This is a genomic window from Desulfobacter curvatus DSM 3379, from assembly GCF_000373985.1.
Lineage (GTDB): Bacteria > Desulfobacterota > Desulfobacteria > Desulfobacterales > Desulfobacteraceae > Desulfobacter > Desulfobacter curvatus.
This window is the reverse complement of sequence record NZ_KB893106.1, coordinates 1-25,404: the sequence shown is the minus strand read 5'-3', so window position 1 is coordinate 25,404 and position 25,404 is coordinate 1. Positions and strand designations below refer to the sequence as shown.

21 protein-coding genes are annotated in these 25,404 nt (G+C 47.5%); 6 read left to right on the top strand and 15 right to left on the bottom strand.

From position 1 onward, the window contains the following. Positions 1 to 367: 367 nt before the first annotated feature. The 5 genes from tsaA to proB all read right to left on the bottom strand — a co-directional run bounded on the left by tsaA (position 368) and on the right by proB (position 6,242). Positions 368 to 1,120 (bottom strand): tRNA (N6-threonylcarbamoyladenosine(37)-N6)-methyltransferase TrmO, encoded by a 753-nt coding sequence (gene tsaA, locus B147_RS0123530; protein ID WP_020589654.1) that lies wholly within the window; start codon positions 1,118 to 1,120, stop codon positions 368 to 370. Next, positions 1,105 to 2,916 (bottom strand): oligoendopeptidase F, encoded by a 1,812-nt coding sequence (pepF, locus tag B147_RS0123525; RefSeq protein ID WP_020589653.1) that lies wholly within the window; start codon positions 2,914 to 2,916, stop codon positions 1,105 to 1,107. Before pepF ends, tsaA begins: the two co-directional genes overlap by 16 nt. A gap of 91 nt (positions 2,917 to 3,007) precedes the next feature. Next, on the bottom strand, positions 3,008 to 3,595 hold the full coding sequence (locus tag B147_RS0123520; RefSeq protein ID WP_020589652.1) for a nitroreductase family protein: 588 nt from the start codon (positions 3,593 to 3,595) through the stop codon (positions 3,008 to 3,010). 201 nt (positions 3,596 to 3,796) lie between these two features. Beyond that, positions 3,797 to 5,053, bottom strand: a complete 1,257-nt coding sequence (locus B147_RS0123515) for a glutamate-5-semialdehyde dehydrogenase (RefSeq protein WP_020589651.1) — start codon at positions 5,051 to 5,053, stop codon at positions 3,797 to 3,799. A gap of 34 nt (positions 5,054 to 5,087) precedes the next feature. After that, on the bottom strand, positions 5,088 to 6,242 hold the full coding sequence (gene proB / locus B147_RS0123510) for a glutamate 5-kinase (RefSeq protein ID WP_020589650.1): 1,155 nt from the start codon (positions 6,240 to 6,242) through the stop codon (positions 5,088 to 5,090). A gap of 213 nt (positions 6,243 to 6,455) precedes the next feature. Between proB and B147_RS0123505 the strand changes: the two genes are divergently transcribed. Then, positions 6,456 to 7,073: a LysE family translocator gene (locus B147_RS0123505; RefSeq protein ID WP_020589649.1), complete on the top strand. Its 618-nt coding sequence runs from the start codon at positions 6,456 to 6,458 to the stop codon at positions 7,071 to 7,073. A 78-nt stretch (positions 7,074 to 7,151) separates the two neighbouring features. Continuing rightward, entirely contained in the window at positions 7,152 to 9,554 is a 2,403-nt protein-coding gene (locus tag B147_RS0123500) for a penicillin acylase family protein (protein ID WP_020589648.1), read from the top strand. 176 nt (positions 9,555 to 9,730) lie between these two features. On the opposite strand, the gene pspC is transcribed toward B147_RS0123500, so the two are convergent. Genes pspC through pspA form a run of 3 tightly spaced genes read right to left on the bottom strand, consistent with a single transcriptional unit; the run spans position 9,731 to position 11,158 of the window. Further along, a complete protein-coding gene (gene pspC / locus B147_RS0123490; protein ID WP_020589646.1) occupies positions 9,731 to 10,174 on the bottom strand; it encodes an envelope stress response membrane protein PspC in 444 nt (147 codons plus the stop codon). Positions 10,175 to 10,207: 33 nt separating this feature from the next. Continuing rightward, the gene (locus B147_RS0123485) at positions 10,208 to 10,453 is read right to left on the bottom strand and encodes a phage-shock protein (protein WP_020589645.1); all 246 of its coding nucleotides are present in this window, start codon (positions 10,451 to 10,453) and stop codon (positions 10,208 to 10,210) included. A 24-nt stretch (positions 10,454 to 10,477) separates the two neighbouring features. Then, a complete protein-coding gene (pspA, locus tag B147_RS0123480; RefSeq protein WP_020589644.1) occupies positions 10,478 to 11,158 on the bottom strand; it encodes a phage shock protein PspA in 681 nt (226 codons plus the stop codon). A 230-nt stretch (positions 11,159 to 11,388) separates the two neighbouring features. Between pspA and pspF the strand changes: the two genes are divergently transcribed. Further along, complete coding sequence (gene pspF, locus B147_RS0123475; protein WP_157238010.1) at positions 11,389 to 12,462, top strand: phage shock protein operon transcriptional activator; 1,074 nt, start codon at positions 11,389 to 11,391, stop codon at positions 12,460 to 12,462. A 32-nt stretch (positions 12,463 to 12,494) separates the two neighbouring features. Here pspF and B147_RS0123470 read toward each other — a convergent pair whose 3' ends face one another. After that, positions 12,495 to 12,917 (bottom strand): universal stress protein, encoded by a 423-nt coding sequence (locus tag B147_RS0123470; protein WP_026259794.1) that lies wholly within the window; start codon positions 12,915 to 12,917, stop codon positions 12,495 to 12,497. A gap of 598 nt (positions 12,918 to 13,515) precedes the next feature. On the opposite strand from B147_RS0123470, the gene B147_RS0123465 reads away from it, so the two are divergent. Beyond that, the gene (locus B147_RS0123465) at positions 13,516 to 14,520 is read left to right on the top strand and encodes an NAD-dependent epimerase (protein ID WP_020589641.1); all 1,005 of its coding nucleotides are present in this window, start codon (positions 13,516 to 13,518) and stop codon (positions 14,518 to 14,520) included. A gap of 43 nt (positions 14,521 to 14,563) precedes the next feature. Here the strand turns inward: B147_RS0123465 and pepN are convergent, their stop codons facing one another. Together pepN and elbB are read right to left on the bottom strand one after the other, a co-directional pair. Further along, on the bottom strand, positions 14,564 to 17,170 hold the full coding sequence (gene pepN / locus B147_RS0123460) for an aminopeptidase N (RefSeq protein ID WP_026259793.1): 2,607 nt from the start codon (positions 17,168 to 17,170) through the stop codon (positions 14,564 to 14,566). 60 nt (positions 17,171 to 17,230) lie between these two features. Next, positions 17,231 to 17,887: an isoprenoid biosynthesis glyoxalase ElbB gene (elbB, locus tag B147_RS0123455; protein ID WP_020589639.1), complete on the bottom strand. Its 657-nt coding sequence runs from the start codon at positions 17,885 to 17,887 to the stop codon at positions 17,231 to 17,233. A 393-nt stretch (positions 17,888 to 18,280) separates the two neighbouring features. Here elbB and B147_RS0123450 point away from each other — a divergent pair, with 393 nt between their 5' ends. Further along, positions 18,281 to 19,615, top strand: coding sequence for a UDP-glucose dehydrogenase family protein (locus B147_RS0123450; RefSeq protein ID WP_020589638.1), 1,335 nt, complete (start codon positions 18,281 to 18,283; stop codon positions 19,613 to 19,615). A gap of 105 nt (positions 19,616 to 19,720) precedes the next feature. Then, positions 19,721 to 20,650, top strand: coding sequence for a DHH family phosphoesterase (locus B147_RS0123445; RefSeq protein ID WP_020589637.1), 930 nt, complete (start codon positions 19,721 to 19,723; stop codon positions 20,648 to 20,650). A gap of 50 nt (positions 20,651 to 20,700) precedes the next feature. Here B147_RS0123445 and B147_RS0123440 read toward each other — a convergent pair whose 3' ends face one another. From B147_RS0123440 to B147_RS0123420, 4 genes are all read right to left on the bottom strand, one after another. Beyond that, complete coding sequence (locus B147_RS0123440; protein ID WP_020589636.1) at positions 20,701 to 21,759, bottom strand: KamA family radical SAM protein; 1,059 nt, start codon at positions 21,757 to 21,759, stop codon at positions 20,701 to 20,703. 116 nt (positions 21,760 to 21,875) lie between these two features. Continuing rightward, on the bottom strand, positions 21,876 to 22,148 hold the full coding sequence (locus B147_RS0123435) for a hypothetical protein (RefSeq protein WP_020589635.1): 273 nt from the start codon (positions 22,146 to 22,148) through the stop codon (positions 21,876 to 21,878). Continuing rightward, the gene (locus tag B147_RS30705) at positions 22,138 to 24,927 is read right to left on the bottom strand and encodes a C1 family peptidase (protein WP_020589634.1); all 2,790 of its coding nucleotides are present in this window, start codon (positions 24,925 to 24,927) and stop codon (positions 22,138 to 22,140) included. Before B147_RS30705 ends, B147_RS0123435 begins: the two co-directional genes overlap by 11 nt. A gap of 142 nt (positions 24,928 to 25,069) precedes the next feature. Beyond that, entirely contained in the window at positions 25,070 to 25,399 is a 330-nt protein-coding gene (locus B147_RS0123420) for an ISAs1 family transposase (protein WP_425387036.1), read from the bottom strand. Between the last annotated feature and the right edge of the window lie 5 nt (positions 25,400 to 25,404).

The window sequence follows — 25,404 nt, the reverse complement described above, 5'->3', positions numbered from 1 at the left end:
AACAGGGTTTGATCAGATTGACCGGTAATGAGCGGAGGATTTCTTTTTGAAAAAGCCCTGCCCAGGAGTCATCGAGCAATTTCCTGCGCTTCGGGCTTAAAAAGTCCCAGGGATCGAAAAGGTGGAGCTGATTGTGGTCATTTGTCTTAATCATTTAGTCAACCCTAAGCTATTGATAACATAGAGTATATTATATAGAATAAGTATTTTTAATGCAAGCTAAAAAATGGATTTTAGCCAATAATATTAACATGTTAAATTGATTTTGGACTTTTTACGAGTCCATCAACTTTAATCTGATTTCATGAGATATGACCACTTTTTATCTGTTTTAAAAGGACGTTTGGTTTAGTCCAAAGTAAATTTTTTAGTCTGATGCCGGGTCCAGGCGAAGCACCCGGACTTTACTCCCTGCTGCCTGCCATTTGAGATCAAAATTAAACAGCCGGATTCCATATACACGGTCTTTATTCAGCCCAGCCCGGGTGTCTTTTTTTGTACTGGAAAACCGGGCATTGCTGTAGGCGGGCCGGGGATCATTTCCCAGTACCTGGGTAATGATGGACAGCAGATTGGGTATATTTTTCTCCCGTTCCCGAATCTGGCTCGCTGCCGTGTCTGAAAAAACGACCTGGCAAGTTTTGTTGTCCGGTGCCGGTGCAAAACCGTCCCGGGCATTGTCCAGCCGGTCTGAATAGGGCAGGTAGGGTTTTATGTCCAGAACAGGGGTCTGGTCCAGGATATCTACCCCGGTCAGGTGAAGCACCGGCCCTTTGGGCGTCGATTCAATGGCCTCAAGCCGTACACAGGACATACCGATGGGATTGGGCCGGAAGGGGGACCGGGAGGCAAATACGCCCACCTTTTTGTTCCCCCCAAGGCGGGGAGGACGAACCATGGCAGACCATTTCCCGCCCTTTTTCACGGCTCTGTGAAAAATGAAAACCAACCAGATATGGGAAAATTGTTCAAGTCCTCTTACGGCCTCGAATCTTGCAAATTCAGGAAAAAAATTCAGTGTCCCCGGGGCCCCTTCCGCAAGGTTGGGTTGCCGGGGAATGCCGAATTTTTCTTTGAAGCAGGTGTGGATGACGCCGATGGGTTCTAAATGGATTGCCACAGGGTCTCCAGTTCGCTGATCCGTGATTCAAAATGGGAGGCCGCGGCCTGTACAGGGGTAATGGATGCCATGTCCACACCCGCCACCCTGAGTTCATCAATGGGAAACATGGATCCCCCGAGCTTGAGAAAGGCAAGGTAATCATCCACGGCAGGCTTGCCTTTGTCAGTTATTCGTTTGGCAATGGTCAGGGCCGCCGCCAGGCCGGTGGCATATTTATAGACGTAAAAGGAAGAATAAAAATGGGGAATGCGCAGGCATTCCAGGGTCAGGGCCTCGTCAACCACCATTTTATCTCCGAAATATACGGATAAAAGATCTTGATACACGGATGTAAAGGTGTCAATGGTCAGGGCCTGGTTGTCACCGGCCAGTCCATGGATAATATGTTCAAATTCGGCAAACATGGTCTGGCGGAAGAACGTGCCCCGGATATTGTCGATTTCCCGGTTCAGTATGTAAGCTTTCATTTTGGGGTCATCTTTGTATTTTTCCAGTAGATGCCGGGCCAGAAGTGCCTCATTAAGGGTGGATGCCACCTCTGCCACAAAAATCGTGTAGCCGTGGGTGGGGTAGGGCTGGGTGTTGTTTGCAAGCAAGGTATGCATGGAATGGCCTGCCTCATGAATCAGCGTGAACAGGCTGTTAATGGAATGCGGATCATAGTTGAGCAGGATATAGGGGTTGGAATCGTAACACCCCGAAGAGTAGGCGCCGCTTCGTTTGCCTTTGTTTTCGTATCTGTCCACCCAGCCCTTGAGCAGGCCCTGCTCCAGGGTGCGGCAATAGTCCCGGCCCAATGGCGCAAGCGCCTCGATGCAGGTGGCAACCGCCTGTGCATAGTCCATGTGGAAGTCAATATCAGGGACAAGCTGCACATAGGTGTCGTACATGTGCAGTTCGTCAACACCCAGTGCCTGTTTTCTGAAATCAAGGTATTGGTAAAGGGGTGAAAATGCTTTTTTCACATTGGCAATCAGGTTGTCGTAAACATCTCCCGGGATGTTGTCCCCAAACAGGGCAGCCTTTCGTGCCGAATCAAAATGCCTCGCCCTTGCCCAGAACAGATCTTTTTTTACTGAGGCGGCTAATGTCGCAGCAATGGTGTGTCTGTGGTCATGGTATGTCCGGTAATATTGATCAAAAACCGTTTTGCGAAAGCCCCTGTCCTTATGTCCCAGAAAAGTGATGAAGTTTCCATGGGTCAAGGGAGAAACATCGCCTGATGGCTTTTTTACCGTACCGAAATTAAGATCCGCATTATCCAGCTGGGAGAAAATCCTTTGGGGGGCGCCCAGACTTTCGCCGGCCATTGCCAGCAGCTGTTCGGTTGCTGCATCCCTTGTGTGGGGGATGTATCTGATCATCTGTTCCAGGTAAAACCGGTATGGTTTAAACGATTCTTCATCGAGAAATGCTGTCAGCCGGTCAGAGGGTATGGCCTGAATTTCAGGCGACATAAAGCTTGAGGCCTCCCCGATGCGGGTGTACAGATTGGAGGCGCGCTGGAAAAGCCCCTCGTTGTCCGACTTGGTTTTATCCTCATCGTTTTTCAGGTGCGCGAATGTATAAAGGCGCTCCATATCCCGGCCGACACCGTGGTCGAACTCAATACAGGCTAAAAGCCTGTCAGAGCCCTGGGAAAGGGTGCCCTTGAAATCGTCATAGGTGGGTATTTTCTTTTCCAGTTCTTGGAAAAGCGCTTCCCACGCTTCTGTGGTTTGAAACATGGGAGACAGATCCCAGCAGTCACTTTGAAGAACCTCTTTTCTCAGGGTGTCCGGCTGATGAACCATAAAAAACTCCTTTAGCTGGTGGATAAATCGATTACAGATATCTGGTTAGGTCATTGTGCAAACCTTGTCAAGGATGAAGCCCGCTGTTTTTCTATCGAATGATCTGTATCGTGCCTTCTTTACGGACAGGTGCGGGTGATTCCTTATCTATAAACCCGACAGCAGCGGAAGAGCAGATGGTATGTTCTCTGGGGATGCCCATTTCAAGCAGATACGCCCGGACGTCCGGATCATGCCGAAGCCAATGAAGTTGATTGATATAACAGCTTCCCAGCCCAAGGGACTGGGCCGCAAGGAATATGTTCTGGAGCGCCAGGGAACAATCTGCCATGGCATTTTCGTAATTGGGTTTATTGGAGGCAATAATGAGGGTTGGTGCGTTGTGATAGAAATTATAGCCTTCTTGGCTTGAACGCTTCTTCATGGCATGTTTTGTGGGGTAATCGTCATCAGGCACCCAACGTTGGAATCCTTCACAAACAAGTTTGTTTAAGTGAAGAAGCACACTTTTTTTCTGAATGGCAGTAAATAACCAGCTCTGGTTGTTGCCGCCGCTGGGCGCCCATATTGCGGCATCAAGCAGCGTATCCAGCTGTTCTGATGATATTTGCCGTTCAGTGAAACGGCGTGTACTTCTTCGTTCATGAATACAATTCAGGACCTCGTTATTTAGACTCATATTATTTCCTTCTGCCGCATATATTCGGGTTTTGTACTAGGCCGCAGACCATGAATAATAAGACAATCAAAAGATATGGTTAGAAGTTACCAGTGATTAAAAGTTGGTTGTAATGCCACTGTACAGTGGAACTTTAAGATCAGCCCGGATAATCTTAGTTGTATCACCCCGGGCTGATCTTAAGTTTTAGAATAGCACTGATCAGGACCGGATCTGTCCGTTCCCCCAGGCCACAAATTTAGTGGTGGTCAGCTCTTTTATGCCCATTGGACCGTAAGCATGCAGTTTTGATGTGGATATGCCGATCTCTGCGCCCAGGCCCAGTTCGCCCCCATCATTGAACCGGGTGGATGCATTGACAATAACAAGGGAGGCATCCACTTCCCGGATAAAGCGCCGGGACCGGTTCAGGTCCGTTGTGATAATCGCTTCAGTGTGGTTGGAGCCGTAGGCTGCGATATGGGCCATGGCCTCATCCATGTCTTTAACCACCTTGACGGCCAGCGTCAGATCCAGGTACTCCATGGGCCAGTCCGCTTCGGTGGCAGGGAGTGCATCGGGCAGTATTTCGCAGGTTTTGGGACATCCTTTAAGGGTGACACCGGCCTGGGCCAGTGCCTTATGTACCATGGGCAGAAATTGTTGGGCCACACCCTGATGAACCAGCAGGGTTTCCAGGGCATTACAGACCCCGGGCCGCTGGGCCTTGGCATTAAGTACGATGCTGACGCCCATGTCCAGGTCTGCCAGATCATCCACATAGGCGTGGCACACCCCTTTGTAATGTTTGAGTACAGGGATGCTGGAGGCTGCCACCACATGGCGGATCAGGCCTTCGCCTCCCCTGGGGATGATCAGGTCGATATATTCTTCCTGCTTGAGCATGATATCTACGGCAGCACGGTCCGACGTGGGGATCACCTGGACGGCACCGGCCGGCAGGCCTTCTGTGGAAATACCCTGTTCAATGGCCCGAGCCAGGGCCTGGTTGGAGTAAATGGCTTCGGAACCGCCCCGCAGGATCACGGCATTGCCGGCTTTCAGACACAGACCTGCGGCATCCACCGTAACATTGGGCCTTGATTCGTAGATAATGCCGATCACCCCCAACGGAATGCGCATTCTGGCCATTTCAATGCCATTGGGACGGATGGAGGAATCCGAGAGCGTGCCCACAGGATCTTCCAGACCTGCCACATATTCCAGGCCTTCAACCATTCCGTCCAATACCTTATCCGTAATGGTCAGCCGGTCGATCATGGCATCGGATAACCCATTTTCCCGGGCCGCGGCCACATCCTTGGCATTTTCTGCCTGGATGACGTCTTTATCCTTTTCCAACTGCCGGGCAATGGAAAAAAGGGCCTTATTTTTTTGTTCCGCAGGCAGGGCCGCCATAATCCGGGCTGCCGCCCTGGCCTGTTTGGCAATTTCAATGATTTGATTTTCCAAAGACATAGAATGGTTCTCCTTTAAATTTATCCCGAAATTATTACGAACGTGCGTCATCCGGGTATGCGGTGATCATCAGATTATCCCTGTGAATCACCTCGTCATAGGATCTGAAACCTAAACGTTTCTTGATCTGGCTGGTTTTGCAGCCCATGATTTTTAATATATCCGAGGCATTGTAATTGACCAGGCCCATGCCCAGGACCACTTTGTCCTCTGTGATGAATTCCACGGGATCGCCTACTTCAAAATAGTCTTCCACCCGGGTAATGCCTGACGGCAAAAGGCTTTTTCCCTGTTCCACCACGGCTTTCTGGGCACCTTTGTCTATGGTGATTCTCCCCTTGGCCTGCAGGGTCAGGCCGATCCAGTTTTTCCTGGATGAGGCTTTTTGTCCATTGGGAACAAAATAGGTACCCGTATAATTATTGTCCATTATTTTTATTAGGATATCGTGTTCCAGGCCGCAGGCAATGATCATGGGAATACCCGCCGCCGTCAGCTTTTTTGCGGCACTTATTTTGGTGCCCATGCCCCCTGTACCCAAAGGTCCGGCTATCTCTCCGGCCATGGCCTCAATATCGCTGCCCATGGCTGTTACCTGCTTGAGAAGCTGTGCATCGTCATGGGTCCGGGGGTCTTTATTGTACAAACCGCCGATATCGGTGAGATTGATCATCAAATCAGCGCCAAGCAGCAGGGTGATCATGGCACCCAAATTATCATTGTCTCCGAATTGCAGGGATTTCACAGCCACAGTGTCATTTTCATTAATAATGGGCAGCACCTTCCATTCCAGAAGCGTATTCAGGGTGTTTCTGGCATTCAGATACCGGACCCGGTCACACAGATCACCTCTGGTCAGAAGAATTTGGGCCACTTTTCGGCCACAGTGTTCCATGGCCTTTTCCCATTCACGGATCAGATCCGCCTGGCCAATGGCTGAAACCGCCTGGCGTTTTGGGGTTTCCGACGGCCTTGTTTTAAGACCGATTTTTTTTACACCCGCAGCCATGGCCCCGGAGGAGACAAGGATCACTTCCATGCCCCGGTCGTGGAGTGCACAGATCTGATTTGCGATGCTGTTGATGACGTCAATATTAAGGCTGTTTTTCCGGGTCAGCACCCCTGAGCCCACTTTGACAACGGTGCGTCTGAATTTGGACAGGGCGATCAATTGCTGTTCGGTGTTCATAATATGTTCCAGGTTTTTAAAAAAGCGGCAACAGGCCGCGCACTAATTGTCTATAGGAAACCACCAAATAATGGGCCAAAAATTAAACCATAGCGCAGATGATTGCAAGGCATGATTTTTAGGGCCCCACTGTCTTTGTGATGGAAAAGGTGAAATATAGCTGGTAAATTAATTGCCTGAAATTTTTGGGGCAAACAAAAATGAGGCCGGTAGATGGAAAAATATTTGTTCATGGGAATGGTGTTAGGCTTGTCCGCCGGTTTGTCTCCAGGTCCTTTACTGGCCCTTGTCATTAGTGAAACCATTCGCCTGGGTATAAGCGCCGGTATCCGTGTTGCCATGGCGCCGCTGATTTCGGATTTACCTGTGTTGATTATCTCCTTTCTTTTGGTTTTTTACCTGTCCGGGTCCGATCCTGTGCTAGGTGTCATTTCCCTTGCCGGGTCTGTGATTGTTTTGAAAATGGGCATTTCAAGCATCAGAACTGCCGGGCAGATGCCCAAATCCCCGGACCGGGTGTCTGCATCCCTAATGAAAGGAGTGCTGGTAAATATTTTAAGCCCCCACCCCTATCTGTTCTGGATTACCGTTGGGGCGCCCCTGGCATCCAAGGCCTGGCAGATCCATCCCGGGGGCGCCATTGGATTTGTGGCCGGCTTCTATCTGATGCTTGTAGGTTCCAAACTCGCCCTGGCCTTTGTGGTGGCCCGGACCCGCAGTTTTTTAACCGGTGCGGCTTATGTCTGGACCATGAGGGGGCTTGGCCTGCTTTTGTGCTGTTTTGCCTGGGGGCTTGCCCGGGAGGGCGCAGGGCTTCTGGGCTGGATGTAAGCATTTTCGCCTTTGTTGACACTGCCGGGGCCAAGGGCATATGATGGGGTAATTTTACAGATTATCCAAGGAGTTGCCATGAAATGGATTCGGCGTGTCGGTGTGATCATCGCTTTGCTGGTGGTCTGTTGTGTAATTCTTTTTTCCTTTCTGCCGCCGTTTAATGGTTACCAGAATGACGGACAGTTAAAGCTTGCTGGTTTAAGCCGTCCCGTGACCGTAACCCGGGACGATTCTGGCATTGCCTATATCCATGCTGAAAATATAGAGGACCTGTTTTTTGCCCAGGGGTTTGTCACGGCCCAGGACCAGTTGTTTCAGGTGCAGATGACCCGGATGTATTATGAAGGACGGATGTGTGAGCTGGCAGGATCACAGGCCAGGAAGCTGGATGTCCGCATGCGTACCATCGGAATTGAACGCATGGCGGTAAAACAAGCTCATATATTGAATCCTGTCTTGCGAAAACAGTTTCAGCACTATGTGGACGGCATAAATACCTTTATAAGAAAGTGCCCCGATGACCTTGCCTTGGAGTTTCGTCTGGCTGGGATCAAGCCTGATTTATGGCAGGTGAAAGACTGCCTGGGTGTGCTGTTTTATCTGGGGTATTCTACGGCTGCCAATCTGACCACGGAGATCATTTCCCAGATGCTGCTGGATACCCTTGGGTATAAAAAGACCGCCATGCTTCTGCCTTTGAATATCAATGTGGATGACCCTGATGATAAAGGCGTTATTACGATGCCGCCCAAGGAGAATCTTGGGTTGGCTTTGCCATTTGACCCTGGTCTTTTGGCCTTTGCCGGGGATCGGAAGCTGCGGGTTGGGAGTAACAACTGGGCCGTGGCCCCGGGAAAATCCGTCACCGGATCTGCGATGCTGTGCGGCGATCCTCATTTGGACCCAAGACTTCTGCCCGGGGTCTGGTATCCCGCAGGATTGATTTGTCCCGGTATCCGGGCTGTCGGGGTTCAGATTCCCGGCATCCCGGGTATGGGGGTGGGGCGCACCGAGCACGTTGCGTTGTCCGCCACCAACAATTATGGTGACATGCTGGATCTTTACATTGAAACCGTTGATCCGAAAAATCCGGATCATTATTTGGAAGGGGACAATTCCATTGCCTTTGGGCATATTAAAGAACGGTTGAAAATTAAAGATAAGGATTCGCCCGGCGGCTTTCGAACGGAAGACCTGGATATCCGTACTACCCGCAGGGGCCCGGTGGTGTCTAAGGTCCTCAAGGGGCTGGACGGCAATAAGGTGTTTACGCTCAGATTTGCACCGGTGGAGTCCATGACCTCTGATATCGGGTTGCTGAATATCCTTACGGCAAAAAATGCCGAAGAATTATCCCGGTCCATGCAGGACCTGGCCGTGGCTTGTTTTAACTGGGTGTTTGCCGACAGTTCCGGCAATATCGGCCACCAGGCATCCGGCCGGATTCCTGTGCGCAGGGGCGGCGGCACATTTCCCTATGTGGTCAAAGACGGCACAGACAACTGGCGGGGCTGGATTGCCCCGGATAAAATGCCCGGGCAGATCAACCCGGGGAAAAATTGGGTGGGCACCTGCAACAATAAAACGGTGGACACAGGCTTTCCCCATTATTATTCATCCTATTTTGCACCGTCATTCCGTTATGCAAGACTAAAGGAACTGATGGCGGGTAAAGCCGAGCAGACCCCTTTGGACATGTGGCAATATCAAAGGGATACCGGCAATATAATGGCCCGGCGAATTGCGCCGATTATGGCACGGATTATTCTGGCAAACGAGAATACAAGAGATTTGGGGCGAATTCTGGCGGATTGGGATTTTAAAGATGATCCTGAAAAGGCAGGGCCTCTGGTTTTCCAATCCATCTACCGGCATTTTGCATTGGCTGTGTTTGAAGACGATCTGGGGCCGCAAAAGGTTTTGACGCTGTTGAATTGCTGGTATTACTGGCAGGAACGCCTTCTGCAGTTTGTGCTGGCCGGTGAGAGTATTTTTTTCGATGATATACGCACTGCCGGTAAAACGGAAACCATGTCAGATCTTTTTATCCGGGCTGCCCATGTCGCCCGAAAGGAGTTGTCCCTACACCTTGGCGATAACCCTGCCCAATGGCGCTGGGGAGATCTGCATACCCTTGAACTGGTTAATCCCCTTTTTCGTCAGGGGAAACTCAAGAGCGTGTTCGGCACAGGATCTATGCCCATGGGCGGGGCCGGTGAAACCCTGTATCGGGGGTGGTATGATTTTGATGCCCCCTATGCGGTGACCCATTGTGCATCCTTGCGTTTTGTGGCGGATATGAGGGATGATGAAAAGCTCATGGCGGTGTTGCCGGGTGGGGCTGCAGGCCGCACTTTTCATCCCCATCAGAAAAATATGGTTGAAGATTTTATGGATGGTTCTGTCCGGTACTGGTGGTTTTCAGATGCCGCCATTAAAGCCCATGCAAAGAATACGCTGACATTGGTACCCAAATGACATTCACTTAAGCGTTAATGGTAAAAAACCGGCAACCAGAGGGGCAGCGCCTTTGGCGCCTCATTTATAATGAAATTTTTTGATGCATAAAAAAAACGCCTGCCCGTTGCCGGGCAGGCGAAAAAAAGGAAAAGAACAATGCGTTTTATTGTTCCGCCCTTGACCTAACATTATTTTTATTTAAAATCAAACTCTTTTGACGTAACCGTATCTTCCATGCGCTGAATCCTGCGGTCAATATTGTCAAATTTATTTTTAATTCGCTGGATGGCCGAGGATCTTGACCGGGTATAGGACTGATAAAATTCTTCATCACTGGCATTTTCCAGCGGAATGACAGGCTCAGGGGTAAGCAGAAGTCCCGCAACAAAATAAAGGACGCCCACCGGCCAAAACCCGGTGAATAAAAACAGGACAAGTACAATAATCCGGGTCCAGAATACTGAGAAGTTAAAATGTTCCGCCAAGCCTCGGCAAACGCCGAAGATGATGCCCCGTCGGGAGCGGTAAAAGCCTTCGGCTGCGGTCAGGCGGTCCATTCTCTGGCGGAATCCACCATATCTTCCCCGCCCCTTCATGCCTGCACCTGCCCTGTGATAACGGTTTTTATGGTACCTCATTTTTTATCCTTTCAGACGTGTTGAAAACAGCCGTTATTGATTTTGGTGTCCACGTTCGATGAGTATGGTTTCAAGGGCTTCAACCCTCGCCTCCATTCTTGGCAGGGCATTGTATATGTCTTGAATCATTCTTGTCTCTTCGGCCCGGGCGTCTTTCTCATTTCTTGAAAGCCCTCCGGTTTTGGCTGCCCGGATAATGCCGATGATGATGATTCCCAGGATGACCAGAGCAAGGATTGATGCGCCGGCACTGATGATTGTAATAAATAGGATTTTCATATACCTCCTTTGGAATTGTCAGGCTCAGGATTTTGTATCATTAATTGTTCCGGATTGGGAGGATTTCAATACATTGAGTTCATTTTCGATCTCTTCATCGGCGGCCAGATCATCAAATGCGGTTTCAAGGCTGGATCGTCTGCCGAAATCAACGAGATCGGCTTCGGCTTCCATGTGCTCAATATGATTTTCCATTTCTTCGAATTTTTTGATCACTTCGGTGGAGTCAGCCCTTCGGATTTCCTGTCTGGCCCGTTTCTTATGTTGGGCCCGGATATGCCGCTGGACCAGCATGCGCTGTTTTTCCCGGGCTGATTTCAGCTTGGTTTCAAGTTCTGTGATGTCGTTTTTGTACTGATCCACCATAGCTAAAAGGTCAACAAGTTCCGTTTCCACCACTTCCAGGCGTTGGCTGAACCTGCGTTTTTCCATCAGAGCCTGGCGGGCAAGGTCATCACGGCCTTTGGTTACTGCCAGTTCAGCTTTTTCATTCCAGAACGCCTCCTTGTCCCGGGCCTCTTGCCCTAAACGTTCCACTTTTTTATGATTGGCAATGGCGCCGGCGCAGGATGATTTAAGCTCGATCAGGGTGTCTTCCATTTCCCGGATCATGAGCTTGATCATCTTTTCAGGATCTTCGGCCTTGTCCAGCATGGCGTTAATGTTTGAAGATACAATGTCTCTGAAGCGTGTAAAAATACCCATTTTTATTCTCCTTATTATAGGTCTCTTGGATTCTTTTGCTTTCGTTCTTTCTTAACTTTATCAGAGCAGAAAATGTGCCACAAAGTTCAGGATCTTGGTTTGACTTGAATTTCAATTGGTTGTGCCGTTTTGTGATGTTTTTTTTAGAGTGGTGACATTGGTCGTGATGTGGTATAAAAAGCTAAGATTTGGTCGATTTGGCCATTGCTGTTTTTTCGGGGGGGGGGACGTTGGCATATACTGATTCCATGGATAACAATACTGGGCCTGTGAACATGTCCGGGGCCCTGGGGCAGTCTGAAGCGTTTTTAAGTTTCCAGGAACAGATTTCCCGGGTCGCACCCATTGACCGGCCTGTTTTGATTTTAGGAGAGCGCGGCACGGGAAAGGAACTGGCTTCCGCAGGACTGCATTTTTTATCCCGGCGCTGGCAAAGGCCTTTTGTTACGTTGAACTGTGCGGCTTTGACTGCCAGTCTGATCGAATCCGAGCTTTTCGGATATGAAAAAGGGGCGTTTACCGGTGCCGGGGCCCGCCGGATCGGGCGGTTTGAACAGGCCGACGGCGGTACCCTGTTTCTGGATGAAATCGGAAATATCCCCATGGAAGTTCAGGAAAAGATTCTTCGGGTGGTGGAATATGGCCGGTTTGAACGGGTGGGAGCCGTTAACCCCGTCCAATCCGATGTTCGCATCGTGGGGGCTGCCAACGTGGATTTGGCCCAAATGGCCCGGCGTGGTCTTTTTAAACAGGATCTTTTGGACCGTCTCTCCTTTGAGGTGATTTATGTCCCACCGCTGCGGGTACGCAAGGGGGATGTCATGCTGCTTGCCAATCATTTTGCCGGACGCATGGCTTTTGAGCTGGGGTTTGATCAGGTGCCGGAATTTGGTAAAAAAGCGGCCCGGGATCTTGAATCCCATCTGTGGCCCGGTAATGTCCGGGAATTGAAAAATGTGGTGGAGCGTGCTGTGTATAAAACAAACGGACCGGTTGTTACCCGGATTGATTTTTCACCGTTTTCATCGCCATACGGCCCCCTGCCCGGACCTGGAATCCCGTCAATCGAACAGACTGAAAACCGAACAGGCGCTTTGTCTGCAGGCAAAACGTCAATCAAGGACACTGAAACGGTATTGTCGGAACTGGTTGAGCTGCCGCTGAAAAAGGCAGTACTTGCCCTTGAACGCTTCCGCTTATCCCAGGCCCTGACTGCGGCCCGGTTCAACCAGAAACAGGCCGCAGCAGACCTTGGGATATCCTATGACCAGTTCCGGGGTCTGAAAAAAAAGCATGGGATGTAATCCACATTTTCAGCTGTAAGTCCAGTTGGTTATTATTTTATGATAAATACCGGGCATTCAACTTTATGAAGGACCTGGTGGGCCACTGACCCAAGAAAAAGCCCTTCAAGATTACTGACCCCCCTGGACCCCATGACAATCAAATCTATTTTTTCAATGTTTACTACCGTGTCGATATTCATGCCCGGGGAGCCTTCCAGAATCCGGATTTCATAGTCAACGCCACTGTCTTCCAACAACTCTTCAAAAGGCTTGATCAGTTCCTCGGAACTTTTTAAGATTTTATTGATGGCATCCTGGAAATGCGGTTCGGCCAGGACAACAGGGAATCTGGCGTGGCAGTGAAGTAAGATGATTTTTGAATCGAATTGCTTTGCCAATTCAATGGAATATTGGGTGGAGCGTCTGGAATGTTCTGAACCATCCACGGGGTTAAGGATTTTTTTAAATTTCATATCTTCTCCTCTCTGGTCTTTGCCCGGCACTGGTGGGTTTTGAGGTCCGGTCAAAGCCGATGTCTTATGAATTAAATCCATTGGGCGGAAACAGTCGGTCACGTCACCACTCCTGCAAGAAAAAGCATAACAGATAAGAGATCATCTGTTTTTAGTATAGGGTATATATAGAGCAAAATAAATCGGTTTTAGTGATGATTTGCCAAGTACTTGGGAACAGGCCGTGAAAGGGGTGCATAAAAACAAAGTGGGAGGGGCTTTAGACCTCCCTAAATTTTGTTTCTATTGTATCCCTTGATTTGTCACAAATATCTGATCGTGGTACAACTCTTAAACTTGAGTAAATAGTGTCTGGACGAAAACCTGAAAATTTTGTTGCGTACAAGGCGGACTGAAATTTTAACCGGAGGAATACATGGAGTATTTTGAGGATTAAAATTTCAGACCAACGCCGTAATCGGCAAAATTTACGGTTTTCGGTCGGGCACTAAATAGACAAACAAGGCCTTCCGGCTTATCCGGGTTGACCTATAGTCGAATATGGGCAAAAAGAATCGAGGTTTTTTTGACTTTATATTTTTAGTTTAAAGGATTGAAGATGAATATATTGATCACCGGTGCCGCCGGGTTTATTGGGTCTACACTTGCTTTACGGCTGTTGAATGACGGCCACCGTGTTTGGGGGATTGATAATCTTAACGATTATTATGATGTGAATCTGAAAAAAGATCGGCTGGCGCGTTTGTCCGGGGATCCGGATTTCAAATTTATTCTCCTGGATCTTGCGGACCGGCCCAATATGGCAAAATTGTTTGAGGAAAATGCTTTTGATTGCGTAGTGAATCTGGCGGCCCAGGCAGGGGTGCGGTACAGCATTGAAAATCCGGCCTCCTATGTGGATTCCAATCTGGTGGGATTTGGCAATATCCTTGAAGGCTGCCGCCATGGCGGGGTAAAGCATCTTGTGTTTGCGTCGTCAAGTTCAGTGTATGGGCTCAATACCCATATGCCTTTTTCGGTCCGCCATAATGTGGATCACCCGGTCAGCTTGTATGCGGCTTCCAAAAAAGCCAATGAACTCATGGCCCATACTTACAGCTATCTGTACAATCTGCCGGCAACAGGCTTGCGGTTTTTTACGGTGTATGGTCCCTGGGGGCGGCCTGACATGGCACTGTTTCTGTTCACCAAAGCCATGTTGGCCGATGAACCCATCAAGGTGTTTAACGACGGTGAGATGCAACGGGATTTTACTTATATTGACGATATTGTGGAAGGGGTGGTCCGGGTGATGAACAATATCCCTGAGCCGGATCCGGAATGGAGCGGGAAAAATCCTGTTCCTTCAAGATCGTGTGTGCCTTACAGGATCTATAATATTGGTAATAATGAACCTGTGCCGTTGATGGACTTTGTCCACGCCATTGAAGATGCTCTGGGCAAAAAGGCAAAAATTGACTATTTGCCCATGCAGGCCGGTGATGTGCCCGCCACCTGGGCTGATGTGGATGACCTTATCGCCGCCACCGGGTTTAAGCCGGAAACATCTGTAAAACAGGGGATACAAAACTTTGTGGACTGGTATAGAGAATACTATGCCTGAAATGATGCCCCGCAGTTTACGCTGCGGGGCTTCGTCCATGGGATTATTCTAACGCCCGGGATACGATTTCATATAAATTTCTCGACAACTCTTTTTGCCCGGCCATGGTTTCAAGTTGCTTTTTCATCATCGCCTGTCTGTTTCCATCATAGCGTTTCCATAGATTGAAACATGCGCAAAGCCGTGCCGCTGTCTGATGGTTGATTTTATCCAGCGCCAGAATCCGTTCGGCCACAAATTCATAGCCCTGTCCGTCATCCCTGTGAAAGTGTATGGGATTGTTCATGGCAAAGGCAAATATGAGTGCCCGGACCTTGTTGGGATTGGCCATGGTAAAATCTTTGTGTTCGGTCAGTATTTTTACCTGGTCTAAGGTGTCTTCTATGCTGGACTGAGCCTGGACGGAAAACCATTTGTCAATCACCAGAGTCCGGGCCTGCCATTTGTCATAGAACGCCTGGCATGCCTTATCACGCACGTTTGGATTCATATGGCTCAGGATTTTGAAAGCGGCAAATTCATCCGTCATGTTGCCGGGGTTTTCAAATTGTTTTTGCACAAGATTCTGAATATCTTTATCCGCCAGGCAACCGAGGTAGGAAAGACAAAGATTTTTAAGACTTCTGTCCGCCATGGCCGGACCTGAAATATCATCAGGGTTAGCGGAACTGCAGATGTCATATACGGTTTTAAATTCTGAAGCCAGTTCTTCGGCCAGGGTTTGCTTCAAAAAGGTTCTTGCCTGGTGAATGGCCTCAACATCAATGATCTCAAAATGATCCTTTATTTCTGTTTCCAGGGGCAGGGCAAGGGCCTTGGAAAGAAACGCCCTGTCTTTGTCCTTATCCGCAAGGGCCAGGGAAAAGGCATTAACAAGTCCTGATGATACACCCATGGGTTTGTTGGCCTGGATAGCCGTCACCAGATTTTTTATCTCATTGATGAACAGGGTCTGGGCGGCGCGCCATTGGTTAAATGGATCGGTATCCCGGGCCATGAGAAAGGCAATGTCCTGATCTGAAAAGTCCGTGGTCAGGCGGACAGGGGCCGTAAATTCCCGGAATACGGACGGGTAGGTATCGGCAGATACATGTTCAAATTTTAAGGTGTCGGTTTCCTTTGTCAGTTCATAAAGGGCGTCTTGTTTGACGGTTTCCCCGGCTTTGTCGATCAAAGAGATCCGAACAGGGATGTGAAAGGGTTTTTTCTCGGACTGATTTCTATCCGGGGATGTGGCCTGGGTGAAGGTTAAAGCCAGGGTGCCGGTTTTTTCATCATATTGGCGGGCCATGGATACTTCCGGTGTGCCGGACTGGGTGTACCACAGGAAGAATTGATCCAGGTTACGGCCGGACACCTTTGCCATAACACCGACAAAATCCTCAAGAGTGACGGCCATGCCGTCAAATTTTTCAAAATAGAGATCCATGCCTTTTCTGAACAGGTCCTGTCCTAAAAGCTGATAGATCATGCGGATCACTTCAGCCCCTTTTTCATACACGGTCATGGTGTAAAAGTTATCCATTTTGATGTATGAGTCCGGCCGTACCGGATGGGTCATGGGGCCGCCGTCCTCGGGAAACTGTGCCGCCATAAGGTTTTTCACATCACTGATGCGCTTCACCGGCCGTGAGTTCATGTCCGATGAAAATTCCTGGTCCCGGAACACAGTAAGCCCTTCTTTGAGGCTGAGCTGGAACCAGTTTTTCAGGGTGATCCGGTTGCCGGTCCAGTTGTGGAAATATTCGTGGGCAATAACGCCCTGGATGCCCATGAAATCATCGTCGGTGGCTGTTTGGGGATCTGCCAGCACATATTTGGCGTTAAATATGTTCAGGCCCTTGTTTTCCATGGCGCCTGCATTAAAATCGTTGATGGCCACGATCTGGTACAAGTCCAGGTCATATTCCCGGCCAAACCGTTTTTCATCCCATGCCATGGCCTGTTTCAAGGAAGTCATGGCATGGCTGCAAAGGGTGATGTTCTCTTTTTCAGAGTAAATTTTAAGGGCCACATCCTTGCCGGATGCTGTTGTGAACCGGTCTTCCAATACGGCAAGATCCCCTGCCACCAGGGCAAAAAGATAGCAGGGTTTTTTAAAAGGATCTTCCCAGACAGCAAAGTGGCGGTTGTTGTCAAGATCTCCGGATTTTACGGGGTTGCCGTTGGATAAAAGCACAGGGTAGCGGGTTTTGTCCGCCACAATAGTACAGGAAAAAGGGGCCATCACATCGGGCCGGTCAGGGTAGGGCGTAATGTTGCGGAATCCCTGGGCCTCACACTGGGTGCATAAAATTTTGCCTGAACGGTATAAGCCTTCTAAAGCTGTATTTTCATCCGGCTTAAGAATGTTTGTGATTTCAAGCTCAAAAACATCCGGGGTGGCCGCGAGGGTAAAGGTTTCATCGTCACTTTTGTATTCATTGGGCAAAAGCACCATGTCCCCGGCAACCACGGAAACAATGTCAAACTTTCCTTTGTTCAGGATCAAAGGCGTTGTCTCGTCTGCCCAGGCCGGATCTTTTCTCATTTTAAGTTTGGATGTCACCCGGGTATGGTCATCCCGGATGTCAAAGATCAGGTCAACATGGTCAACAATGAATTCAAAGGGCCGGTAGTCTTTTAACTGTATTTTTTTGTGTTCATTCATAATACAAGTAAAATACAACCGGCCCGCAGTCATGTCAATTAAGGGATATATAAATTGCGGTTATGCCATGGCCAGCACTTCTGCAACTAATTTTTCAATTCCCTTTGCGATATCTTTAATGTTGGGACCAAGCATATATGCCGGTGTTGTTACAATTTTTTTGTCTTTGTCCGTATGTATCTGATCAACAGCGCATGCCACATGTTTGCCGCCCATTTGCTCAATGGCGTCTGCAGTGCCCTGATCGTTTCCAATGGTGACTTCCGGCTGTTTGTCGGCAAGTGCCTTGGTTAACGTTGCAGGCGCAATACAAAGGGCTCCGACGGGTTTATTGCCGTTAATCATGTCGGTTATGATTCTCTGGACCTCCGGATGAACCTGGGCTTGGGTACCGTTAATTGCAAAATCACTTAAGTTTTTGGCTGCACCAAAACCGCCCGGTATGATGAGGGCATCCAAATCATTTGCTTGAACATCTTTTAAGTCCTTAATCTCTCCCCGGGCAATCCGTGCAGACTCTACCAGAACATTGCGTTTTTCGGATGCTTCCGTCCCTGATAAATGATCAATGACATGATATTGATCCATGTTCGGCGCCATGCAAATAATCTGTGCACCGGCTTGATCCAAGTACAGCATTGTCAATACGGCTTCATGAATTTCAGAACCATCATATACGCCACACCCAGCTAATAGTACGCCTATTTTTTTGCCCATAATCAATCCTCCAAATTAAAATGTTTCAAATGGTCGTTTTTTTGATTAATTCTGCTAAAAATTATGTGTTCTCCGGATAACAAATGCGAACAGGTAATCATGTTGTTGTTTCTATAAAGCGATAGAAATATCACCTCTATTTTCCCCTATCAGAAAGGAATTAAGTTGACAAGCAATTTATGAAGAGAGTATGAAATTAGCCTAACGGGATAACATACGGGTTGTTCTGTTAATCAGCAAATGACTAAGATTAAAATCCATAAAAGGATTCAGCACACATTGCAAGTATTTCAATCCATTGTTTGACAATATTCAATTAATCCAAATTCAATTTGTCCAGGGCCGAAAATGACCGGTCCGGTTTGACAACAAATGAAAGGTAGAACTCAATAAATGAAATTAACAATTATTGGAACCGGATATGTAGGCCTTGTCACAGGCGCATGTTTTTCTGAAATGGGAAGCCATGTCACTTGTGTGGACATTGACCGGGAAAAAATAGAAAATTTGAAACAAGGCATTCTTCCCATTTATGAACCGGGTCTTGAGTCCATCGTCCTCAATAATTATAAGGAAGGTACCCTTGATTTCACCACTGATCTGGCCCAGGCTGCAACGGATTGCAATGTGTTTTTTATTGCCGTAGGCACCCCGCCGGGGGAAGACGGCTCTGCTGATCTGAAGTATGTGCTGGAAGTTGCCCGGCAGATTGGTTCCGTTATTGAAGATTACGCCGTGATTGTGGATAAATCCACGGTACCTGTGGGAACGGCAGACAAAGTTCGGGCGCAGGTCGGCAAAGAACTTGAGGCCCGGGGGGCAGACGTTGAATTTGACGTGGTATCAAATCCTGAATTTCTTAAAGAAGGGGCGGCGGTTAATGATTTCCTCAAGCCGGACCGGATCATTGTGGGCGCGGACTCTGCCCGGGCCGCAAAATTGATGCGCAGGTTGTATGCGCCTTTTTCAAGAAACCGGGACAAAATGTTGTTCATGAATGTCAAAGATGCTGAAATGACAAAGTATGCAGCCAACTCCATGCTGGCCACAAAGATTTCATTCATGAATGAGATCTCCAATCTGTGTGAGCGGTTGGGGGTGGACGTGGAGAACGTGCGCAAGGGGATTGGTTCGGATTCCCGTATCGGGTATTCATTTATTTACCCCGGTTGCGGATACGGCGGTTCGTGTTTTCCAAAAGACGTCAAGGCCCTTGTGAAAACCAGTCGGGATGCAGGCTTTTCACCCAGTCTTCTGGAGGCGGTGGAACAAAGAAATAATCTTCAAAAACAGGTGCTTGGAGACAAGGTATTCAATCGATTCGGGCAGGATTTGACCGGACGGACATTCGGTATCTGGGGACTGGCATTTAAGCCCGGCACCGATGATATGCGTGAAGCCTCTTCCCGTGTATTGATTAAAACCCTTGTGGACGCAGGTGCCCGGGTCAATGTTTATGACCCCGTGGCCATGGATCAGGCCAGAAAGGAGATCCCGGTACAAGAGCAGGAAAGGATTTGTTTTGCCCAAGACCAATATTCAGCCCTGGACAGTACGGATGCCTGTATTCTGGTTACTGAGTGGAAGGCTTTCAGGCAGCCGGATTTTAAAAAGATGGCGTCCCTGATGAAAGAGCGGGTGATATTTGACGGCAGAAACCAGTATGACCCTGACGAAATTAAAGAAGCCGGGTTTGAATATCACGGTATAGGGCGGGAATTGGGATAGCGCTTTTTTGTGTCTCCGGGTGTTAAAATTATTTGAGATTCCGGTGGGTTTTATGGTAGTGTATTAAAATCCTTCATCTTGAATTCGCAGCAAAAGGAGATATTCATGCGACTGGTTACCCGATCCGACTTTGATGGCCTTGGCTGTGCAGCCATTCTCAAAGAAAAAGGAATTATTGATGACATTAAATTCGTTCATCCCAAGGATATCCAGGACGGCGAAATCGAAATAACTTCCGACGACATTCTGGCAAACATTCCTTTTGTTCACGGTTGCGGGATTTGGTTTGATCACCACTCCAGCGAACAGGAGCGCAGGGCATTCGGCAACTTTGAAGGAAAAAGTGAACCTTCGGCGCCAAGCGCAGCCCGGGTTATTTACGAGTACTATGGCGGGTTGAATAGTTTTAGGAACAAGCACCTTGATGACTTGATCGGTGCCGTTGATAAAGCCGATGCCGCCCGGTTTACAAAAGAGGAAATACTCAATCCCAAAGGGTGGGTTCTTTTATCTTTTATTATGGATCCCCGCACCGGCCTTGGACGTTACAAGGATTACCGCATCAGCAATTATGCGTTGATGATGGATATGATTGATTACTGCCGGAACAAAACCGGCAAGGAAATCCTTGAAATTCCGGATATTAAGGAGCGGACCATGCGATATTTTGAACAGGACAAGTTATTTCGTCAGATGCTCCTTGAAAACAGCTGCATGGAAGGAAATGTCGTGGTCCTTGATCTAAGAAATCAGGATGAAATTTACACAGGCAACCGGTTCTTGTTATACAGCCTGTTTCCCGATGCGAATATCTCCATGCAGATCATGTGGGGCTTTAAGCGGCAGAATATCGTCATCACCTGCGGGTACAGCATTATCAACAAAACCGCCGGCGCAGATGTGGGGTCTTTGATGCTTAAATATGGCGGTGGAGGCCACAGGCGTGTGGGAACCTGCCAGGTAGCCATTGACAAGGCCGACGATATTCTCAATGCAATTATTGAAGCACTGAATAAGAACACGGGGGCAGTTTAACAGGCAAAAAAAATTCCGGTACCAGGCTTAATGCGCGAAATCAATATCAGCTACTTTAATACAACCTTACCCGGCTCCCCTGATATTTCCCTTACATAGCGTGGGACTGCATATCCCGGCAACCGCGTCCTTAGTTTTGTTATCAAATCGCCTCCTTTTTTCGTTGATACTTCAAAATGAGTAGCACCTGCAACCCGATCAAGCTGGTGAAGATAATACGGTATTACCCCTAAATCAATAAGACGCTCAAAAAGTTCAGACAGGATAGGCAGGTTGTCATTAACATTTTGTAATAGTACCGTCTGGCTCAATAAAATACCCCCGGAATCAATTAAGTTTTCTATTGAGCGGGAAACTCCGGAATCAAGTTCATTGGGATGATTTACGTGTAATACGACAATCATTTTGGCTGTCCTGCCGTAACGTTTATTATTACCAAGAAATCTAAGCAGGTTTTCCGTGAGCCGCTGGGGAATGATAATCGGCATCCTGGTATGAATTCTTATCCTTTTTATACTTGGGACCTCGTCAAGGTGGGAGATTAGATCCTGAAGTTGCCTGTCGCTTAGCATCAAAGGGTCTCCGCCACTGAGAATTGCCTCATGGATTGTGGGGTCTGCCATGAATCGCGCGGCAATCCTTTCCGGATCAATGGCAAAGCAGACCGGAATGTCGGTTTTTTTTGTTCCTGGGAAGGACAGATGTCGCCTGAAGCAAAAACGGCAGTGGATACCGCATCTTTTGCCCGTTACGATAAGGGATCGGCCGTGATACTTGGACAAGGTGCCTTCAGGGCTTAAATGTCCATCCTCACCAACAGGGTCGGTTGTAAAACCCGGGATTAAAACCGACTCTTCCTTTCTGGGAAGAACCTGGAGCAAAAGCGGGTCCAATGGGTCTTTCGGCTTAATGCGCTGTAAAAAGGGTTCAGGCACAAGCATTGAGAAAGTTGGATTTAAATCAACATTTTCGTCTGAAATTTCCAGGCGTCTGCATAGTTCTTCAGGATCACGCACAGCCTCGGCAAAAATTTTTTCCCACAAGGGCGAACGGTTTTCCTCTATACTGACAGGTGTTTTAAGATCGTTGTATTTTATTTTATTGTTCATGGCCAAATCTTTAACCAGGTTATTGGCAAATTTATAAGAGATTGTTTACCTTTAACCAGTGATTCAAAGGTGTGATGGATTTTTTATAGGGAAAGGAATCATGAGTTCGCTCTATTTCAAGGACTTAAATCACACTCACCCCTGAAATAGGACCATATCTCACACTTCTTGCTGGTTTTCTTATTTACACACCAATATCCTATAGAAACGCCATTTTCTTCAATTATTTTAATGGTATGTCCGTCTTCTATGCATTTTGCCGCAGCCGGGTTTGCTGTTCCTTTTGTAGGCATGGTCCGGCTATCTGTTAAAGACTGCTTCTCCTCCTGTAAACAGGCGAAGCTATATATAAATAGTAGAAATATTCCTATAATAAGTTTACTTTTCATAAGTCGGCATTCCATTGGGCATTGGAATTCTTTCGGATGAAGGAAAGATCAACCCTGTACTTGAAGATATCTGTTTGGTATGGAATTCACTTCTGGAATCTTCTGTTTTTTTGCTGGAATCCTCATCCAGTATTTGCATTGTGATTTCTCCTGATGATGATTTTGTAATCATAACTTTTTTCATCAAAACATCTTTTGAGGGAAGCTTTTTCCCGTTATAAGCTTTGCCTGAGGTTTCAGTATAAGAAAGCGGTTTGTCATCTTCATCTGAAGTCCCATAGTAACTTGAAACATTAACAACGTCCCAACTGTATGACCCATTATTAAACTCATTACTTTCATCAACAGCATTTAAATCATCAACCCATAGCGCCATATAATAAACACCAGAGGGGATACTATATCCATAATAATCAACATACAGGTTGAAATGTGCTGGATTTGAACTGTTTCTGTAAATCTGGGCACCAGGATTTAAAGAAAATGCAGCCTGCTCATAGAATAGAAATATTTCGTTCCCATTCCCTACATTTTGATCCTCGTCCAAGACCAGATTGATATACCAGTCGGTGGAATTTACGGCAGAAACCCCACTATTTTCAATTTCATAGGTTAAGGTGCCATTGCCATATCCATCCCATTCCGCATACCAGGAATTGACACTGAGATCAGGCATGGAATTTTCAATTGTGATTGTACTGCTACTTAGTGATATGTTATCGTTTTCATTGGATTCTTCAACCTCATCCAGATCATCCACCCAGAGTGCCATATAATAGACCCCAGATTCAATCTGATCGGGAAAGTTAAATGACAGAGCATTATCAGAGTCTCTGTAGACAGAACCACCAGGAAGTAAATCATAGGGATTTTCCTCATAGACAACATAATAATCATTGCTGGTAATATTGTCGTTATCGGAAAGCATCAGGTTTATGTCTGCCCCCAAAGGCGCAGTGCCTGATCCATTGTTGATGACTTCATATGTCAATGTCCCGCTTCCATTGGGCCTAGGATCATAGTCAGCATGCCATGAAGAGACAGTCAGGTTTGGAAGAGTATTGTAATCAGGTTCAGATTCTGTTTGTTCTGTATCGTCCGGTATTGACCCGTTTTCTACATCTTCAAGTACATAGGCTTCTCTCATAATGCCTTGGGAGGCAAAGGAATAGGGTAACCAGAAAAAACCATCATCCCCCCAGTTGGTACTCCAGGAGTTTATGATTTTAAAAGCACCGCCAAATTTGTTATCATCATATCCTACAATAGTGACTGCATGGCCGCCTAAGTTTTGACCTGATATCGTATTATACACGGAATCGTCCCCGTAAAGATTTACAAGGGATTCATAGACTGCGATTCCGCAGACAACAGGTTTTCGGTTTGCCAGCGCAGCCTTGATCTGGGCCGTATCGTTTACTCTGGACCATCTGGCAGCTTTGTATTGAGACGCTTCTTCAAGAGCTGCAGCAGAGGGTTGTGTTGTGTAATCCAAGTGAGAATAAGGCATGCTGGCAAGTGTGGAGACGCCTAAATTCACAGCCAGGTCCAAAGCATCACTGATATAAGACCCCCCGTCATTGCCGATTACGATCTGGTTATAAATAAATGCAGGGCTGAACAGGTGGGAGGAAGTATTCAGGGACCAACCAATCTCCACGCCTTCCTGATAGGATTTCAAAGCATAGGCTGTGGCCCATCCCACGCAGGAACTTTGCTGTCCCTGGTCCCCTGGAGTGGGAAAATTTAAACTCAGATCAATGGATGTGGGCTGAACCGGTTCTGAATCACCGCCTAAAAGATCACTGTTGTAGGTGCTCAGATCAAAACCTGAATACTCTTCCGAGCCCACCTCCTCATTTCCGGTAGTTTTGTCGTCTTCAGAAAGGTATGTCACCTGGACGGTAACAGTCGCCGGGTCACTGAAAAGCTGCCCGTCAGTTACATGGTAGGATAATGTAAAGGAATCGTTGCCATTGGGTTCACAGTTAATGTAAAGCATTCCGGTTGTCGAATTTACGTAGGATTGTGAGTAACCGTCGCCACTGGAATCTGAAATCAATTCATATGTGATGGTATCTCCATCCGGGTCATTACCGATGAGTTGTTGTTCTAAGTATGGAACAGATGAATCAATATTTAAAGAAATTGAACTTGCAATAGGCTTATGGTTTGTGGTGGATGAAACATTTGAAGCAACTTCCTCTGTTGCTTCAGCGTTACCCTCTGTCACAGATGCAGCAGTGGCGTCAACAGCATCCAGAATAGCTTGGGCAACGGCTATATTATCGAAATTATAGTCTGCGCCAAGTTCACTGACTGCAGACGTGTATGTGTTTGCAACCGTGATTTTGTTGTTCATAGTGGTCAGATCATCACCAGATGCGCCGTCGGCGATCTGTTTGGCAATGGTGGCTAAGGTTGATTCACCGCTGCTAAGACGGGTGGTGTAGAAATCTAAACCTTCGGTCTCAGGGTCACGGCCAAATAACTGATGGTAAAGATTGGTAACCAGTTCTTCATTGGTCATAGAACCGAAATTGTTTGTATATTCTTCGGATATGCCAAAATCTGACAGTGCAGCCGTTAAATCATCGGTTTCATCAAACACCTCAGCCCAATAGCTTTGTCCGTCCGGATCGGCAGGACGGCCATAATAGCTTACATAAAGCTGCTGGGCAAGGTTCGTGGATTCATTTGTGGCAGATAAAGAAAGATCAAAGGTAACCACGCTTGATAGTAAGAGCATTAAGATGATTTTATATAATTTAGACATCATGATACCCCCTAATTTGATATTAAAATGGATAGTTAATTCATTAAAGTAAGAACTTGCTTTTTGTCAACCCCAATATGGAAAATAAACAGGGCCAACGCAAGTAAATATCCCGAAGAGCCTATAGTTTCGATATTGGCAACTGTCATCCAAACACCACCTCTTTTAGATAATCCGGATCCATTGCTGCATTCAACCGCTTGGATTTGACACTGCCTTTAAAATTTTTATGCTCTCTGAGCAGGTTCAAGGCTATATGGCGAATTGCTGCAAAGTTTTCCGGCCCAAACCCTTTCCTGATCCTGCTTTCNTCTTCCCGAAAGGCTATGTCCAAAACCCAGTGAACCGAATTTTCAATACCCCAATGTTTTCTGATAGCCTCTCCAAATGTCTGAGAATTACATTCAAGACTGGATATATAATAGCGTTTCTCATGACTAACCTCACCGTTGATATTTCTTGTGCTCTCAACCATCCCCA

Bases quoted from the DNA above. Each gene is read 5' to 3' on its own strand.
- pepF (WP_020589653.1), bottom strand. From the start codon at position 2,916: ATGGTTCATCAGCCGGACACCCTGAGAAAAGAGGTTCTTCAAAGTGAC.
- B147_RS0123520 (WP_020589652.1), bottom strand. From the start codon at position 3,595: ATGAGTCTAAATAACGAGGTCCTGAATTGTATTCATGAACGAAGAAGT.
- B147_RS0123515 (WP_020589651.1), bottom strand. From the start codon at position 5,053: ATGTCTTTGGAAAATCAAATCATTGAAATTGCCAAACAGGCCAGGGCG.
- proB (WP_020589650.1), bottom strand. From the start codon at position 6,242: ATGAACACCGAACAGCAATTGATCGCCCTGTCCAAATTCAGACGCACC.
- B147_RS0123505 (WP_020589649.1), top strand. From the start codon at position 6,456: ATGGAAAAATATTTGTTCATGGGAATGGTGTTAGGCTTGTCCGCCGGT.
- B147_RS0123500 (WP_020589648.1), top strand. From the start codon at position 7,152: ATGAAATGGATTCGGCGTGTCGGTGTGATCATCGCTTTGCTGGTGGTC.
- pspC (WP_020589646.1), bottom strand. From the start codon at position 10,174: ATGAGGTACCATAAAAACCGTTATCACAGGGCAGGTGCAGGCATGAAG.
- B147_RS0123485 (WP_020589645.1), bottom strand. From the start codon at position 10,453: ATGAAAATCCTATTTATTACAATCATCAGTGCCGGCGCATCAATCCTT.
- pspA (WP_020589644.1), bottom strand. From the start codon at position 11,158: ATGGGTATTTTTACACGCTTCAGAGACATTGTATCTTCAAACATTAAC.
- B147_RS0123470 (WP_026259794.1), bottom strand. From the start codon at position 12,917: ATGAAATTTAAAAAAATCCTTAACCCCGTGGATGGTTCAGAACATTCC.
- B147_RS0123465 (WP_020589641.1), top strand. From the start codon at position 13,516: ATGAATATATTGATCACCGGTGCCGCCGGGTTTATTGGGTCTACACTT.
- pepN (WP_026259793.1), bottom strand. From the start codon at position 17,170: ATGAATGAACACAAAAAAATACAGTTAAAAGACTACCGGCCCTTTGAA.
- elbB (WP_020589639.1), bottom strand. From the start codon at position 17,887: ATGGGCAAAAAAATAGGCGTACTATTAGCTGGGTGTGGCGTATATGAT.
- B147_RS0123450 (WP_020589638.1), top strand. From the start codon at position 18,281: ATGAAATTAACAATTATTGGAACCGGATATGTAGGCCTTGTCACAGGC.
- B147_RS0123445 (WP_020589637.1), top strand. From the start codon at position 19,721: ATGCGACTGGTTACCCGATCCGACTTTGATGGCCTTGGCTGTGCAGCC.
- B147_RS0123440 (WP_020589636.1), bottom strand. From the start codon at position 21,759: ATGAACAATAAAATAAAATACAACGATCTTAAAACACCTGTCAGTATA.
- B147_RS0123435 (WP_020589635.1), bottom strand. From the start codon at position 22,148: ATGAAAAGTAAACTTATTATAGGAATATTTCTACTATTTATATATAGC.
- B147_RS30705 (WP_020589634.1), bottom strand. From the start codon at position 24,927: ATGATGTCTAAATTATATAAAATCATCTTAATGCTCTTACTATCAAGC.